The sequence below is a fragment of the Nostoc sp. genome, from assembly GCF_036917455.1.
In the GTDB taxonomy this organism is placed as follows: domain Bacteria; phylum Cyanobacteriota; class Cyanobacteriia; order Cyanobacteriales; family Nostocaceae; genus Nostoc.
In genome coordinates this window covers 1-14,076 of the sequence record NZ_JBALDK010000060.1, presented here as the reverse complement: position 1 = coordinate 14,076, position 14,076 = coordinate 1, and the positions used below count along the sequence as shown (strand labels likewise).

The 14,076-nt window shown below is 42.1% G+C and carries 15 protein-coding genes; 11 read left to right on the top strand and 4 right to left on the bottom strand.

The annotated features are described in order from the left end of the window. The first annotated feature begins 30 nt into the window (after window positions 1-30). Together ccmS and V7K42_RS06750 are read left to right on the top strand one after the other, a co-directional pair. Window positions 31-456 carry a beta-carboxysome assembly chaperone CcmS gene (gene ccmS, locus V7K42_RS06755; RefSeq protein ID WP_334914712.1) on the top strand — a complete coding sequence of 142 codons (426 nt, stop codon included), beginning with the start codon at window positions 31-33 and terminating at the stop codon, window positions 454-456. 291 nt (window positions 457-747) lie between these two features. Beyond that, window positions 748-1,470: a class I SAM-dependent methyltransferase gene (locus tag V7K42_RS06750; RefSeq protein ID WP_334914690.1), complete on the top strand. Its 723-nt coding sequence runs from the start codon at window positions 748-750 to the stop codon at window positions 1,468-1,470. A gap of 50 nt (window positions 1,471-1,520) precedes the next feature. Here V7K42_RS06750 and V7K42_RS06745 read toward each other — a convergent pair whose 3' ends face one another. From V7K42_RS06745 to V7K42_RS06735, 3 genes are all read right to left on the bottom strand, one after another. Beyond that, window positions 1,521-1,949, bottom strand: a complete 429-nt coding sequence (locus V7K42_RS06745; protein ID WP_334914689.1) for a YidH family protein — start codon at window positions 1,947-1,949, stop codon at window positions 1,521-1,523. 689 nt (window positions 1,950-2,638) lie between these two features. Further along, window positions 2,639-3,301, bottom strand: a complete 663-nt coding sequence (locus V7K42_RS06740) for a hypothetical protein (protein WP_334914687.1) — start codon at window positions 3,299-3,301, stop codon at window positions 2,639-2,641. A gap of 79 nt (window positions 3,302-3,380) precedes the next feature. Further along, complete coding sequence (locus V7K42_RS06735; RefSeq protein ID WP_334914685.1) at window positions 3,381-4,091, bottom strand: cadmium resistance transporter; 711 nt, start codon at window positions 4,089-4,091, stop codon at window positions 3,381-3,383. A 214-nt stretch (window positions 4,092-4,305) separates the two neighbouring features. On the opposite strand from V7K42_RS06735, the gene V7K42_RS06730 reads away from it, so the two are divergent. The 5 genes from V7K42_RS06730 (at window position 4,306) to mltA (ending at window position 8,416) form a co-directional block, all read left to right on the top strand. Continuing rightward, window positions 4,306-5,292 (top strand): LysR substrate-binding domain-containing protein, encoded by a 987-nt coding sequence (locus V7K42_RS06730; RefSeq protein WP_334914683.1) that lies wholly within the window; start codon window positions 4,306-4,308, stop codon window positions 5,290-5,292. 144 nt (window positions 5,293-5,436) lie between these two features. Next, window positions 5,437-5,643 (top strand): hypothetical protein, encoded by a 207-nt coding sequence (locus V7K42_RS28895; protein ID WP_442938531.1) that lies wholly within the window; start codon window positions 5,437-5,439, stop codon window positions 5,641-5,643. A 117-nt stretch (window positions 5,644-5,760) separates the two neighbouring features. Next, a complete protein-coding gene (locus V7K42_RS06725) occupies window positions 5,761-6,414 on the top strand; it encodes a DUF938 domain-containing protein (protein ID WP_334914681.1) in 654 nt (217 codons plus the stop codon). 475 nt (window positions 6,415-6,889) lie between these two features. Continuing rightward, window positions 6,890-7,144 carry a hypothetical protein gene (locus V7K42_RS06720; protein ID WP_094333088.1) on the top strand — a complete coding sequence of 85 codons (255 nt, stop codon included), beginning with the start codon at window positions 6,890-6,892 and terminating at the stop codon, window positions 7,142-7,144. 3 nt (window positions 7,145-7,147) lie between these two features. Beyond that, window positions 7,148-8,416: a murein transglycosylase A gene (gene mltA, locus V7K42_RS06715; RefSeq protein ID WP_334914710.1), complete on the top strand. Its 1,269-nt coding sequence runs from the start codon at window positions 7,148-7,150 to the stop codon at window positions 8,414-8,416. A 120-nt stretch (window positions 8,417-8,536) separates the two neighbouring features. Here mltA and V7K42_RS06710 read toward each other — a convergent pair whose 3' ends face one another. Then, window positions 8,537-9,406 carry a DUF5895 domain-containing protein gene (locus V7K42_RS06710; RefSeq protein ID WP_334914679.1) on the bottom strand — a complete coding sequence of 290 codons (870 nt, stop codon included), beginning with the start codon at window positions 9,404-9,406 and terminating at the stop codon, window positions 8,537-8,539. A 25-nt stretch (window positions 9,407-9,431) separates the two neighbouring features. On the opposite strand from V7K42_RS06710, the gene V7K42_RS06705 reads away from it, so the two are divergent. The 4 genes from V7K42_RS06705 to V7K42_RS06690 all read left to right on the top strand — a co-directional run bounded on the left by V7K42_RS06705 (window position 9,432) and on the right by V7K42_RS06690 (window position 13,961). After that, on the top strand, window positions 9,432-9,557 hold the full coding sequence (locus V7K42_RS06705) for a hypothetical protein (protein ID WP_334914677.1): 126 nt from the start codon (window positions 9,432-9,434) through the stop codon (window positions 9,555-9,557). Between the two features lie 470 nt (window positions 9,558-10,027). After that, complete coding sequence (locus V7K42_RS06700; protein ID WP_334914675.1) at window positions 10,028-11,791, top strand: ScyA-related TPP-binding enzyme; 1,764 nt, start codon at window positions 10,028-10,030, stop codon at window positions 11,789-11,791. Between the two features lie 20 nt (window positions 11,792-11,811). Then, complete coding sequence (locus tag V7K42_RS06695; RefSeq protein ID WP_334914674.1) at window positions 11,812-12,924, top strand: 3-oxoacyl-ACP synthase III family protein; 1,113 nt, start codon at window positions 11,812-11,814, stop codon at window positions 12,922-12,924. Between the two features lie 62 nt (window positions 12,925-12,986). Continuing rightward, the gene (locus V7K42_RS06690; protein WP_334914672.1) at window positions 12,987-13,961 is read left to right on the top strand and encodes an SGNH/GDSL hydrolase family protein; all 975 of its coding nucleotides are present in this window, start codon (window positions 12,987-12,989) and stop codon (window positions 13,959-13,961) included. Window positions 13,962-14,076: the final 115 nt, after the last annotated feature.

Here is a 14,076-nt window from a genome sequence, read left to right as displayed (position 1 = left end):
CAATTACGAATTACAAATTACAAATTATTTATGTTTTTTGGCAATAACCAACCAGAATCAGGTGATAACAAGTGGCGTGGCCAGTTGGATAGATTTGTAAAAGCAAATCAGCAGGACTTGGCGGCGCTGTTTTGGGGATTGTGGTTAGCAAATGGTGACAGTCAGGGTACTGTTGGTATTGATTTGCAACCAACGCCGCATTTTGTTTATTGTCCGAAAGAGCAGATAGAGAATTTAAATATTAAAGTTGAAAATCGGCTTCAGGAAATATTGGGAATTGTCGAGAATCATAAACCTGAACTGGAAGTTGTGATGATTGGGATTGGTAAGGGTGAAATTAAGTTAATTCAGTTTGCACCAGAACCCGCGCCACCCATTTGTTTTGAGCAAATTGGGAAGGATGTAGATGGTTTATTAGAAGCTTTAGAACAGCGGATGAATGAAACTTTTAATTGATGACTACTTAAAGCTTCAAGTTTATTCATAGGCGTAAGCAGAAAATAGTTGCTACACAACTATTTATCATTCTTAGAGGTTGAATGAACAAGTTTTTCACTGTGACTTTAGACACTTTTAAATCCCCCCTAACCCACGCCAGTCGCTCATGGGGGAAACCCCCAAGACCACGCTGGCTCCCCTACGTTTCTTTTCTCAAAATCAAACCGGATTCCTATAGTTACGCCCAGACGCAACAGACATCACAATGCGAATTTGACTACAATTCTGAGAAAGAGTAGCAAAAACCTAATGTCTAAAAAGTCTGATTCGCAGTTCCAAAATCTCTTTACTTCAGCCAAATCAACCAATTGGGACGAAAGATTAGCCCAAATAGCCTATCGCTTTAACCGAGAATATCAACGTGAAACCTTTGAACTCCCAGCCGAAGTTCAGGCGATGCCCATATTCCGCGAGTGGATTGGAGGCAGTTTTGCAGGGAGAATTGCTTCCCCTTTCTGGGAAATTGCTAAACCTCAAAAAAACCAACACTGTATAGATATCGGCTGTGGGATCAGCTTTTTAATCTATCCTTGGCGGGATTGGCAAGCATTTTTTCATGGGCAAGAAATTAGTAATGTGGCACGGGATACCCTTAATTCTCGCGGGCCACAGTTGAATTCTAAGCTGTTCAAAGGTGTTGAGTTGGGAGTAGCCCATCAGTTAAACTATTCACCAGAGCAGTTTGACCTTGCGATCGCAACAGGATTTAGCTGCTATTTTCCACTAGAATACTGGAATGCAGTACTGGCTGAAGTTAAGCGAGTCTTAAAGCCAGGCGGACATTTGGTATTTGACATCCTCAACCCAGAACAGCCTCTAGCAGAAGATTGGGCTGTTCTGGAAACCTATTTGGGGGCTGAGGTGTTTTTAGAGCCTGTAACTGAGTGGGAAAAAACCATTAAGGCGGCTGGTGCTAAAGTAATTTCGCAGAAACAAGGGGAATTATTCCAATTGTATAAGGTGCGGTTTTGAAAAAACTGAGTGCGAAAGTACTAAGTACTCATCTTTTTACTCAGCACTCATCACTCAGGCATAAGTGGACTTGATGGATCTAAAGAAGTTGTAAAAACAAAATAGATTACTCCAGCTCCAAGAATCATCACAGCAAGACTGAATAACAACACCCATCGGTCTGTTGGTTCATAAGTATCTTCTTCGATATCACGACGGACTGCAAAATAGTGGGCCGTTGAGAGCCATACTGTAATCAAACCCACCAGTGAGAAGACTAAACCTAACTTCCAGCCGTTGCCAGGACGGGGTATCAAAGGTACTTGGAAGGCACGCAAACGCACAATCACGACACCAAAACCTAAAAGAGCGATCCCTGTTCGCATCCAAGCGAGGTAGGTACGCTCATTTGCCAAGTGATCCCGGATTCGGGACGGATTGAGTCGTCCTGGCTTTTTTTTATCTTTATCTTCTTCTGTAGATTTCAATTTTAACTGCATCAATAACACCCTTATTCCCAAAGCGGCTCTTATCAAAAAAATGCGAAGGTAGTAGGAAATCTCTTTCCTGATGACTCGCACCGAGCGCAATAGTTGCGCTATTGAAATATGCTTATTGTGATTGTACATTTTTTCAAAATTAATTTTAATGCAGATATCGAAATAAAACAAGCCTGACCGAATAATTCAAAATTAGTAATTGATGGTACAAAGTAACTGTAAGTAATAAGGTGTCATAAAAAAACGCAGGAATTCAGCACGGGCTAAACCTTAGCTATCCGCTAACAAGAGTTAAAATTCATAATTTAAAAGGAATCTATAGGACTCATATTTGATTTTTGAAAAAAACTCAGTACACTTTTATTCCTTCTTCCCAGTCCCCAATCCCCAATCCCTTATCTCTACGAGTGATTCATAAATCAAATCGGATTGCTATAGTCTGATTAGTATATTTATTTATCAAATTCTATTTTGATTCTTTAACTATTTTGATTTCTCTTAGCGTACCCCTCGCAGCGTCTCGTATAGAACCGGGGCACAGCTTATTCTGACTCCTAAATTATCATAAAAAAACAGCCGATAATTAGAGAGATTTTTCACCAGTACAAGTCAGGTTTTTTCTCTAATTTTGGCTGTTACCCTGTTGAGATTGAGAGCAATTATTCACAAATAGACTATACAGTTCTATTTCAAGACTTATTGCTAGGCGCATTAGGAACTCGTGTATCAATGATATCTTGCGATATCTCTGGGATAAACCAGTTAACCTTATTGCTGTTAAGAACTTTTACTGTTGGAACATTCAATTCAATCGCAGCAGGATCTGGATTTGTCTTAACAACTAACTGAGTTCCATCAAGGATCTTTAGAGCCACAGGCCCTGTCAATTTTTCACCTTTCCCATTAGGACTAGAAGTGAAATTTGCTACCTTGACATCATTTGGGAGATAAATGCCATCACAATCCCAGTTGTTTTTTGTAGACTGACCATTAGCTAGAAAATACAGACCATTGTCGTATGCGGCATCTTCATTGTCTTCATCATTTGGTCTTTTGCCGTATACTGCGATGGTTTTACCTGTTTGGTTTTCGCATTTACCCCAGTTGATTCCCGTCTCTAATGCATATTTTTGCAGTGTTAATTCCTCAGTTCTCGTTTGAATTTCTTCTGCTGTCAAACCTTCAACTTGAGTTTGGGCATCTTTTGTTTTAGATAATTCGTTAAGTGCTTTAGTAACTTCGATGTAATCAGGGTTTTTGCTAAATTTTGGTCTGTCAGCAAAAGAAGGTTGAGCAAAGGCGAGATTGGCAAAAATCATTAAGAGAATTAGCAGAGATTTCCAGAGTTTCATGTTTTGATTCCTGTTGATGGGTAAAATATTTTGTCGTTTTAAACTCATTTTGCCGAGAAAATTCATCATGTACCTCTTTTTAGATACTTAGTTTTTCTTGTTCTTGACTCGATGAATGAGTATTGAAACCTAAAATTAATGAGAATATATAACTAGAAACTACAGATAAAAGAGTCCAGGTAACATTTTCTGTGACAATAAACACGCCCAATCCAATCAAGATACAAGGCACAAAAGTGTTGCCATTTTCAGTTAAGAAGTTTGCGATCGCAGGCAAGTAGGTTAACTTGTAAGCGGTATAACACCATACACCCACTAGCGAAAAGAATACACTTAGTATCACCAGCAAACTATTTAATTCCGAGTTGGCAAACAGAGGCACGTAGACACTGATATTATCACTACCATTGGCAAAAGCGATCGCAGCTACATTGCAAGTTTGCGGAGAGAGAAAACTACTAACTATAGAGGGGCAAGATGGCTCGGTTTCTTCTTCGGCTTCCTCTGGGGAATCTTCTTCGCGTTTTAGTAAACCACTCACACCAATGATTATTGGCATTAAACCAAGTAGTCTAATCCAGTCCTGTGGTATAATTAGTCCACCGAAAAAACCGGGAAGGCTAGCAATAATCAATGCAGCAAAACCGAGATACTGACCAGCGACGATGTGACGACTGCGAAACGTTTTACTTATTTGTGAAAAAAGCAACGTCAGAATGACAATATCATCGATGTTGGTGGCAGTGAATGCGGTAATCCCTGTGGTAATTGCAGTTACTAAATCGCTCATTTGTGGAAGTCCTTATTTTCATGCTTGGGAATTGGGCGTTGGGCGTTGGTTATTTCCCCCTGCTCCCCTGCTTTCTAGTTGGCCGTTTGAGTCCGTGCCGAAGCCTTGATTTATACTTTAGTCAAACTGACCGATAGAATCAAATGCTTTTATTTGTCAAAATGATAAATGAAAGTGATTATAATTTTGACATAAAGTTGTAGGAATACCATAAATGGCAGGAATGACGCTTGAGCAGCTAAAAATATTTATGGCTGTAGCGCAGCACTTACACTTTACTCGCGCAGCCGAGGAGCTTTATATTACACAACCTGCCGTCAGTGCAGCAATCCACAACTTAGAGCAAGAATACGGTGTGAAATTATTCCATCGGATTGGTCGCCATATCGAGATTGCTGAGGCGGGTAAGTTATTGCAAGTGGAAGCGCAGAAAATTCTCGATCAAGTTTCCTTGACTGAAAGGGGATTGCGAGAATTGAACAATCTGCAACGGGGTGAATTGAAATTAGGATCGAGTCTGACAATTGGTAATTACTGGCTACCAAGTAAGATTAGTGAGTTTAAGAGCCTATATCCCGCTATTCAGATTAACTGTAGCCTTGCCAATACAGAAGAGATTTGTCTCGGAACAGCGACAGGACAGTTTGATTTAGGTTTGGTGGAAGGAGATATCAAGCCAGCGCTCCAGAATACTCTAGAGTATGAAATAGTAGGGAGCGATCGCTTACAAATTGTCGTAGGTCAAAAACACCCTTGGTTTGAGTGGGGAGAAATCGACTTAAGCCAATTGACTAAAACTGTTTGGGTGATGCGAGAACCAGGTTCTGGAACCCAGCAAAGGTTTGAAGAAGCTTTACTAAATTGGGGAATCAATCTCAGTGAATTAGATGTAATTTTAGTATTCAACAGTGGGGAGATGACAAAAGCAGCGATCGAAGATGGTGTCGGTGCGATCGGAATTTCTGAGTTGATGGTAAAAAAAGAAATACAACTAGGAACTCTGCGGGTAATTCGAGTGATTGATAATAGAGAGGGTAAGGGTGTGATACCTACGGCGGGCTACGCCTACGCAGAAATAGTTCGACCTTTTTTCAAACTCAAGCATCGTCAGCGTTTTCAAACTGCTATTTCTAAAGTATTTGAACAAATGTTGATATCGTCTATGTTAGATAGTTCACATCAACATATATCAATTATTTAAAGTAACGTGGGTTCGACTACTCATCTCATGTACTAACCGCCTAACTAGCTTAAATATTGAAACCTATGCCTGATTTTTCAGCGCTGAGTAAGAATACCAAATACTAAGTACAGCTTTGTGTAAAAACGTGGCGTTAACAATGCAATCCGACGCGTTAACAATGCAATCCGACGCGTTAACAATGCAATCCGACGCATTAATAATGCAAGCCGACGCATTAATAATGCAAGCCAACGTATTAACAATGCAATCCGACGCGTTAACAATGCAAGCCGACGCGTTAACAATGCAAGCCAACGCATTAACAATGCAATCCAACGCATTAACAATGTAGGGGATTGCCAAATTTAATTCGCTACGAATTAATCAAATACTGTACTAAGCACTTGGTAAATGCCCTACCCCTTGTGAATTTACCAACAGTCTCATAGAATTCGGGGGATATAAGCGAACAGGCTGAACTCATTAATGGTGACACCACAAGACGCAAGACAATACGCCCCAGCAACTGAGCGCAATCGCGAACCAATTCTAGAAATACTTTTGCAGGTATTGCCTCAGAGTGGAACTATTTTAGAAATAGCAAGTGGTACTGGTGAACACGCAGTCTTTTTTGCGTCTAGGTTCAGGGATTGTCAGTGGCTACCGACAGATGTAAATTTAGAATCACGAGCCAGCATTATTGCATGGACTGAACACAACGTATGCAATAACGTTTATGCACCGCTTGAACTAGATGTTAGAGAACCAGTTTGGGCAATGGAGAAAGAGGCAGTGACTCAGAGGCTGAATCTGGAGCCAATAGTCGCCATCGTCAACATTAATATGATTCACATTTCACCGTGGTCAGCTTGTCTTGGACTAATGGCAGGGGCAGGTCGGATCTTAACAGCAGGAGGAATCCTCTATTTATATGGGCCTTTTAAACAAGGTGGAAAACATATAGCAGCGAGTAATGCAGCTTTTGACGAATATTTACGTGGGCAAAACCAAGAATGGGGTGTGCGGAACTTAGATGATGTAGTAGCAGCAGCTAAGGCAGAACATTTCATCTTGAAACAGATTTACCAAATGCCAGCAAATAATCTTTCAGTAGTCTTTGAACGTTCTGCTGATGAATAATTACTGGAAATAGTTTTGGTGCAGACTCGAACATCTGGGTATATAGCGCCACCATATCTACACAGGCTACAGACAAAGCAGCTACCCTGAAAGTTAACAGCAATCTGTCACAGCTATTGGCTATACTCACCGTCCTCATCGTCAGGCAGATTTGAGAAATCCCCTGCTGACATCGAAATACCAATATCTTCCGGCCCCAATTAAGGAACTGCTTAAAAGATTAGCCGTCTAGGGTGAAGTAAAAGCGAATGGGTATTGGGTGTTGGGCAAAACAGTTCTGAGTTCTGAGTCAAGAATAAGATTCCCTACTCAGCACGGGCTAAACGCCCTGCTAACGCTAACAAGACTCAGCACTCATGAAGGGGGCATTGGGCATTAATTATTCTTCTGCTTCCTGCTCCCGTATGCTTACCCTTTTCATTCGGGGGTTACGTGGTTAACAATGGGTTGAATGTTTTTTAAATGATTCAATCTTATGGCTAGAACTCCAAATGAATATTCCGTCTACCTCCTACTAGAAAGCGGCCACCGGGAAGAAGTACGTTTTCCTACTATTCAAGAGTTTCAGAAGTGGTATAGCGGCGAACTTGTGCCAAAATCTGCTTCTAATGACTTTATTAGCGTGCCGATCAAAAATATTCAAGGGGAATATATGGTAATACGCCCTTCTCGGGTTGTAGCAATCCGGGTAGAACCTGTTTTTAGTTCCAGTGTTGAAAGATTCAACTAAATGATGAGAAAAACCCTTGCTTTCCTTTCCTTGAGTCTGGGAATCGCCCTTGTAAATCCTCTCTGGTCGGCTATTGCTCAGGTTCCTAACTTACTACCGTTGCCAATACCGACTACTCCCGATCTCTCACCTATACCAATACCAATCACTCCTGAGATAACGCCGCCGCTAAAACCAATCGCCATTGGAAGCGATTGTCCGCTCCGGCAGACTTGCTTGGGTTGGGACGATCAAATTTGGGGTAGAACAGGTGCTTCGCTTACCGGAGGCGATCGCAAAGCGCTATTGGCTTCCATTGATAACAGTCTGCTCTACCTAACAAAGGGTGATGCGATCGCAGCATATCAAAATTATCCAGTCAAGGAAATTACCCTCGATCGCGTCCAGAGGAGTTTGTTACGTTTCCGCCAACTGGTTGTCAGTTCTAGGTCAGCAGACCAATTACAAGCTGCTGTTCGCCGAGAGTTTGTCTTTTACCAGTCTGTAGGCAACGATGGCAAGGGTACTGTTAAATTCACTGCTTACTACGAACCTGTTTACACCGCTAGCCGTGTCAGGACTGCAATATATAAGTATCCCCTTTATCGGCTACCACCTGATTTCAGCCAATGGCCTAAACCCCATCCAAAACGAGTTGATTTGGAAGGGAAGGATGGTTTAAAAGGGAATAAGAGCAAGTTACACGGTTTAGAACTGCTTTGGTTCCGCGATCGCCTTGACGCATACATGGTACATATCCAAGGTTCTGCCCAAATTAAATTAACTAATGGCAAAACAACATCAATTGGCTATGCAGGTGGAACTGATTACCCTTGGACTAGTATCGGCAAAGAACTAGCCAAAGATGGCAAAATGCCACTCAATGGATTGACACTGCCACGGATGATTGCTTATTTCCGGCAAAAACCCCACGAGTTGAGTAATTATCTGCCGCGCTGGAAACGGTTTATTTTCTTCCAAGAAACTGGTGGAGCTGGTGCTACAGGCAGTATTCATGTGCCAGTGACAGCAGAACGTTCTATTGCTACAGATAAGTCTCTCATGCCTCCAGGAGCGCTGGCACTGATTTACAACTCATTTCCCTATGCTGCTCCCCGTGGCAAACTAGAGAATCGTACTGTCAGCCGCTTTGTGCTTGACCAAGATACAGGAAGCGCCATCAAAGGCCCGGGCCGGGTGGATTATTTCATGGGGTCTGGTAAACTAGCAGGCGATCGCGCTGGCATCACAGGCGGTAATGGTTCACTATATTATTTGCTGCTCAAATATTAGACATTGGGCATTGAAAAGAGGCAGGGGGGCAGGGGGGCAGAGGGGTAGGGTAAAAATTACCTCTTTGCCTTCTGCTCCACTAAACTTTTCTCAGTTCCCAGTCCCCAATCCCCAATCCCACTAATACGGCGGATAAGCAAAATCATCTTCATCGGCATAAACGTAAGAGTTAGAAACTCCTGCCATTGCCAATTTAGGCGTTTCTGATTTTACAGGTTCCTTTCCAAAATCTTTGTATTCTTCAAAAGTCTTACAAATCATTGCAGACTCAAGAGAATCCGAAGCAATTAAATATTGAGTTAAAGTCCCTACCGTCGGATGTTTGTAGTCTACAGTTGAAGCTACCAAAACTGTATTTGGTTCGATACCTCTTTCTTCACACTCAATTATCGGGCAAAAAATACCGTGAGCATGGAATAAAGGCCCTTTTGGTGTTAAAGGTTGCTTCCGGTAAATTGCATAAGCTTTTTCTAGTTCAGCCACGAATCCACTAACTACTTTACCTTGTTGATATTCACAGTAGGTTTTACTGAAACTCGCTCCGGCTGCACCATTTAGAGTTAATTGTAGTGGAGATTCATGTAAAAACTTTTTATTCTCACCCACGATAAAAATTAGATAGCGGGTAAAGGTTTTAAATTTAAGTTTATCTGCTAAAAAAGCATCATAATTTTCTTTGAGCGTACCCAGTTTTAGACCACTTTCTCGATCTTTGACAGACAATGGCCCCCGACGCACTAAAACCAAGTTTGGATTAGTGCTAATAAAGACTGTTTCGACTCCAGAGCTAAATTCATGCTCTACTTGCTGCCAATTATCATCTGGCACAAAGCCGACAGCATTAGCATTATCTAGTTTAATCGCCAAACCGTGGGATTGCATACCATCTGTGCCATACCGAGGATTAATCATCTGACACCAAGGGATGACTTGAGAAGGCGGTGCATTAAATTTCTCGTCTTCAAAGTCGAAATTAGCAGATGCTTTCATCGTTTTAGGCTATCAAAGTGTTTTATTGAACAAGTTTATCGGCAGAACGCTGAATCCTGGAGAGCCAGAACAAAAGCGTTGGTACGAGCATCACCCGTCCCTTGCCTGTCGCCCTCAAAATAAGAGCGAACGTGCTGTCAATCTGGCATAGTAGTTTTTCCAGAGTAAAACAGAATCAATCTATGTTGCAATCCCTGTTTCGTTTTGTAACAACAGATCCTTATCAAAATAGTGCTGGTCACTTAGCATTGATTGCTCAGTCTTATTTCGGTGAACTTAAACCATATATCTAAAGCAGAGTTTAACCCGGATTTCTCACTCATAGTGTGGGAGGTGTGGGAAGCTTTTTTCTATCTCCCCACACTCCCCATACTCCTTGGATTTCTCACTTGTGAGAAATCCAGGTTTAAGTAGATAGACAATAAAAGACCAAACTGTGTGAAGATAAGCAAGTAGATTTGCACAATAAAACTAAACTATCTTAATAAAAATGAAGCAGGCTCAAACCCTCTTGCTTCTTATCTTCAGCATAGATACTTGTTGCCTTCTTTAAACGACAAATATTTACACTGACCTACTTCGGGTGTGGGATAATATTAGCCCACAGAGGAAATTCTTTGTATGGATGCTAAATTTCAGGATATAAAAGCAAATACTAGTAAAAAATTAAAGACAACCGAACAGCAATCTCATGGCCAGCCATCCAGACCTTTTTTGGTAGCAGAGGCAGTGGTTAAAATCCTACAAGATATGGGGGTTCAGTATGCCTTTGGGGTTTCGGGAGGTGCGATCGCGCCAGTGTGGGCTGCATTACACCAAAGTTCTATGCAGGTGCTGCACTTTCGCCACGAAGCTGGAGCAGCTTTTGCAGCAATTGAGGCTTACTTTGCTAGCGATCGCCCAGTTGTGGTATTCACTACTACAGGGCCAGGAATCACCAACGCTTTGACAGGGTTGTTAGCTGCTCGTTGGGAGGGAGCTAAGGTAATTTTCGTGTCAGCCTCAACCTCTGCGCCACAGCGCGGTCGGTGGGCTTGTCAAGAAACTAGCACGTACACTATGCCTAGTGCAGGTATTTTTACTTCGGGGACAATATTCCATTATGCGACAACCCTCGAATCCAGCGATGAACTTCCAGAAGTTGCTCGAAGGATTGCTCTTGGTCTAGGACAACCAGGAGGATTTGTAGCTCATATCAGCATTCCGGCAAACATCCAGACAAGTTCTGTAAATGCATCTTTGCGACGAGTAACTCTGTCTCAGGCTGTGGCAACAGCAAATGAGGAGACGATAGCCGAATGTGTTCACTTACTCTCTGAGGGGTCGTTTGCAATCTGGGTGGGTTTCGGGGCACGGCGTGCTGCAAAAGAGATTCGCCAGCTTGCTGAGAGAACAGGGGCTGCCGTAATGTGTTCGCCACGAGCTAAGGGTATTTTTCCAGAGGATCATCCTCAGTTTGTAGGTGTTACAGGCTTCGGTGGGCATGATTCTGTTTTCAGGTACATGAGGGAGCAACGTCCAAGTCACATCCTGGTACTAGGAACACGTCTTGGCGAATTTACCTCCTTCTGGAACCCTGAGATGATTCCTAGGCAAAGCTTTTTGCATGTTGACATCGACCCGGAAATACCGGGAACTGCATATCCATCTACTGAGACTTTCGCCATCCAGTCTGACGTGAGAATCTTCCTGAAGAGCCTGCTGAAGAACTTAAGAGAAAATACTGGTCGTTCAAAGACAATAGTGCTGCCTCAATTCAAACGCGATGTCATCAAGCCACGTGCGGTTGGTCTAGTGCGACCAGAACTGCTCATGGATGTGATTCAACAAGTGATTGTTGATGGAAGCAATGCAGTAGTAATGGCAGAGTCAGGAAACTCTTTTGCTTGGGTAATTTATCTGCTACGATTTACCACACCAACTCGTTACCGGATCAGCAACGGATTTGGTTCTATGGGGCATTTTGTCACAGGTGTAGTAGGTGCTGCTTTGGCACGGAATGGCAAGGCTGTCGCCATTGTCGGAGATGGTGCCATGCTGATGAACAGCGAGGTAAACACGGCTGTAAAATATCAAATTCCTGCCGTCTGGATTGTACTCAACGATGGGCACTATAACATCTGCAAACAGGGGATAGAATATCTAGGATTCAATAATGTAGATGCAACGATTCCACAGGCAGATTTCGTCAAGATTGCTCAGGGAATGGGAGCAGAAGGTATTCGGGTTGAAAAAGAAACTGACGTTCAAGTAGCACTAGAAAAAGCGATCGCGGCGAACGGCCCATTTGTGGTTGATGTAATCATAGATCACACCCAAATAGCACCCACTCAAAGTCGTAATCTAAGCCTGATTTTACAGAGCGCTACCAACTATTTAAGATAGGATAACAGAGAATTTTTTATATGGTGCATTTTCCAGTAGGTATTCGCTCAGTTGCACTAAGTTTTCCAACTATTAGACGTACCAATAACTATTACATAGAAAAGTACCCTGAGCTAATAGCTCAGACTGAACAAAAAGGACTGGCAAGGCTGTTTTCGCTGACTGGAACCACTCCGAATAACGAGTTTGATCTAGAGATGTTGCCTTATCTCTCAGATCCCTTTCGTGGTACTGTTGAGCGCTGGCTGCTTAGTGATGACGAGTCTTCGTTAACCTTGGAGTATCGCGCGGCAACAGATGCCTTGAATGCAGCTAAACTTTCTGTTAATGATATTGATTTGATGATTGTGGCCTCAGTTTGGCCTGAACAAATTGGATTTGGCAATGCCGCCTTTCTTGCCCGTAAACTCGGTCTTGTGGGTGCTGCATGGAATCTTGATGCAACCTGTGGGAGTACGCCAGTTGTACTTCAAACTGCCTCTGCTTTGGTACGAGCGGGAGAGTATCGCAATGTACTTGTAGTTATTTCGTGTTCGTACTCTCGCGTTTGTGACGAGCAAGATACTGTGTCTTGGTTTCTTGGTGATGGTGCTGGAGCCTTTGTAGTCAGTTCACTCGAAGGAAATCAGGGTATCCTGGGCACTAAGACAGTTCATACAGGTGCGCTGTGTGAAGTGGTATCTACCGATCTGACAAAGGATGAACAAGGAAATTCACGACTTCGCATACAAACTGGTAAGGATGCAAAGGCTCTACGCGAAACGGCTGCGGAGTTTCTTGCTATATGTTGCAAGGGTGCGATCGCATCTGCTGGTGTAACGTTAGAGCAAATAGACTTTTTTCTTTTCAATACCCCTACTGCTTGGATGACACGCTTCTGCACGCGGCTATTAGGTATTAACCCAGAGCGCACGATCAATCTCTACCCTCTATATGCGAATATAGGGCCAGTACTGACTGTGGCAAATCTCTATCATGCTGCACATTTGGGTAAGATTCACGAAAATGACTTAGTTCTCATTTATGGTTCTGGTGCAGCAGGTGTTGCCTCTGCAAGTGTAATGCGCTGGGGTAATGTGGCGTTAGCCCCTCACCCGCTTGAAAGTTCTAAATTAGCTAAAAAAGCTCTGTAGAAAAGAGCAAGATTTTTCTTCTCACATCTTTAAAAATTTGAACCTATATTAAGGAATTAACTATGCAAAGACAAATTATAACAACAGGATTTTTGCTCTTATCTTTGATATTTCCACTTAAAGTATTAGCAAAAGATTATGACAATATTTATGTCTTTGGAGACAGTTTATCTGATATTGGTAATGTATTTAATGCCACTAATGGAATTATTCCCCCAAGTCCAACATACTATAATGGGCGTTTTTCTAATGGCCCAAATTGGGTTGATTATCTTGCCTCCGATCTGGACTTAACATTAAATCTGAAAAATAACTTTGCTTTTGGTGGTGCAACTACAGGAACTGAGAATATTGGTTTAGCTACCTTACCAGGATTACAGCAACAGATAAATAACTTTGTAGCAGCAGAAACTGCCGATCCTAATGCTCTATATATTATTTGGGCTGGAACTAATGACTACCTAAGTTACTTTTCCAATGGTGAGCCAAATCCTAGCAATATAGTGGCAAATTTATCAACAGCGTTGACATCACTTGTTGCTGATGGCGCTAAAGATATTATGGTCGTCAACTTACCAGATTTGGGAAAATCGCCTTTTGCAAATTTCACCAGCGAACGTTCCAACTTATTCAGCACATTTAGTAGCGAACATAACTCCAGCTTGAATACAGAACTCCAAGTTTTGAGCCAACAATTAAGTCCTGATATTAACATTATAGAACTGAATGTTAATTCTTTATTTGATCGGATAGTTGCCGCTCCAGAGGAATTCGGTTTTACAAACGTTACTAACTCTTGTATTAGCAAAGACTTATCAGTAGTGCCTATAGATATTCCCACACAACAAGTTTTCTGTAACCCTGAAGAATTTTTGTTTTGGGACGGAGTGCATCCTACAACTACTGCTCATAAACTAATTGGAGAATTAGCATTCTCAGCACTTCAGCCAGTACCCGAAGCATCTGCTAGATTAGGAATGCTAGCATATAGCATTTTAGGTGCAGCTTCGCTATTGAAACGCAAAATAACTAATTGAATTAGCACTTGTTCCCAAACGTAATAGATCACGGGGATAACACAAAAAATAAAACCGCAAAACGCTTCAAAATCAAAGAGTTAGAGATGAAAAGAAGGCTGATTCAATTCGGAAA

Excerpts from the sequence above, each read along its gene's own strand:
- ccmS (WP_334914712.1), top strand. The coding sequence starts at position 31 with ATGTTTTTTGGCAATAACCAACCAGAATCAGGTGATAACAAGTGGCGT.
- V7K42_RS06750 (WP_334914690.1), top strand. The coding sequence starts at position 748 with ATGTCTAAAAAGTCTGATTCGCAGTTCCAAAATCTCTTTACTTCAGCC.
- V7K42_RS06745 (WP_334914689.1), bottom strand. The coding sequence starts at position 1,949 with ATGCAGTTAAAATTGAAATCTACAGAAGAAGATAAAGATAAAAAAAAG.
- V7K42_RS06740 (WP_334914687.1), bottom strand. The coding sequence starts at position 3,301 with ATGAAACTCTGGAAATCTCTGCTAATTCTCTTAATGATTTTTGCCAAT.
- V7K42_RS06735 (WP_334914685.1), bottom strand. The coding sequence starts at position 4,091 with ATGAGCGATTTAGTAACTGCAATTACCACAGGGATTACCGCATTCACT.
- V7K42_RS06730 (WP_334914683.1), top strand. The coding sequence starts at position 4,306 with ATGGCAGGAATGACGCTTGAGCAGCTAAAAATATTTATGGCTGTAGCG.
- V7K42_RS06725 (WP_334914681.1), top strand. The coding sequence starts at position 5,761 with ATGGTGACACCACAAGACGCAAGACAATACGCCCCAGCAACTGAGCGC.
- V7K42_RS06720 (WP_094333088.1), top strand. The coding sequence starts at position 6,890 with ATGGCTAGAACTCCAAATGAATATTCCGTCTACCTCCTACTAGAAAGC.
- mltA (WP_334914710.1), top strand. The coding sequence starts at position 7,148 with ATGAGAAAAACCCTTGCTTTCCTTTCCTTGAGTCTGGGAATCGCCCTT.
- V7K42_RS06710 (WP_334914679.1), bottom strand. The coding sequence starts at position 9,406 with ATGAAAGCATCTGCTAATTTCGACTTTGAAGACGAGAAATTTAATGCA.
- V7K42_RS06700 (WP_334914675.1), top strand. The coding sequence starts at position 10,028 with ATGGATGCTAAATTTCAGGATATAAAAGCAAATACTAGTAAAAAATTA.
- V7K42_RS06695 (WP_334914674.1), top strand. The coding sequence starts at position 11,812 with ATGGTGCATTTTCCAGTAGGTATTCGCTCAGTTGCACTAAGTTTTCCA.
- V7K42_RS06690 (WP_334914672.1), top strand. The coding sequence starts at position 12,987 with ATGCAAAGACAAATTATAACAACAGGATTTTTGCTCTTATCTTTGATA.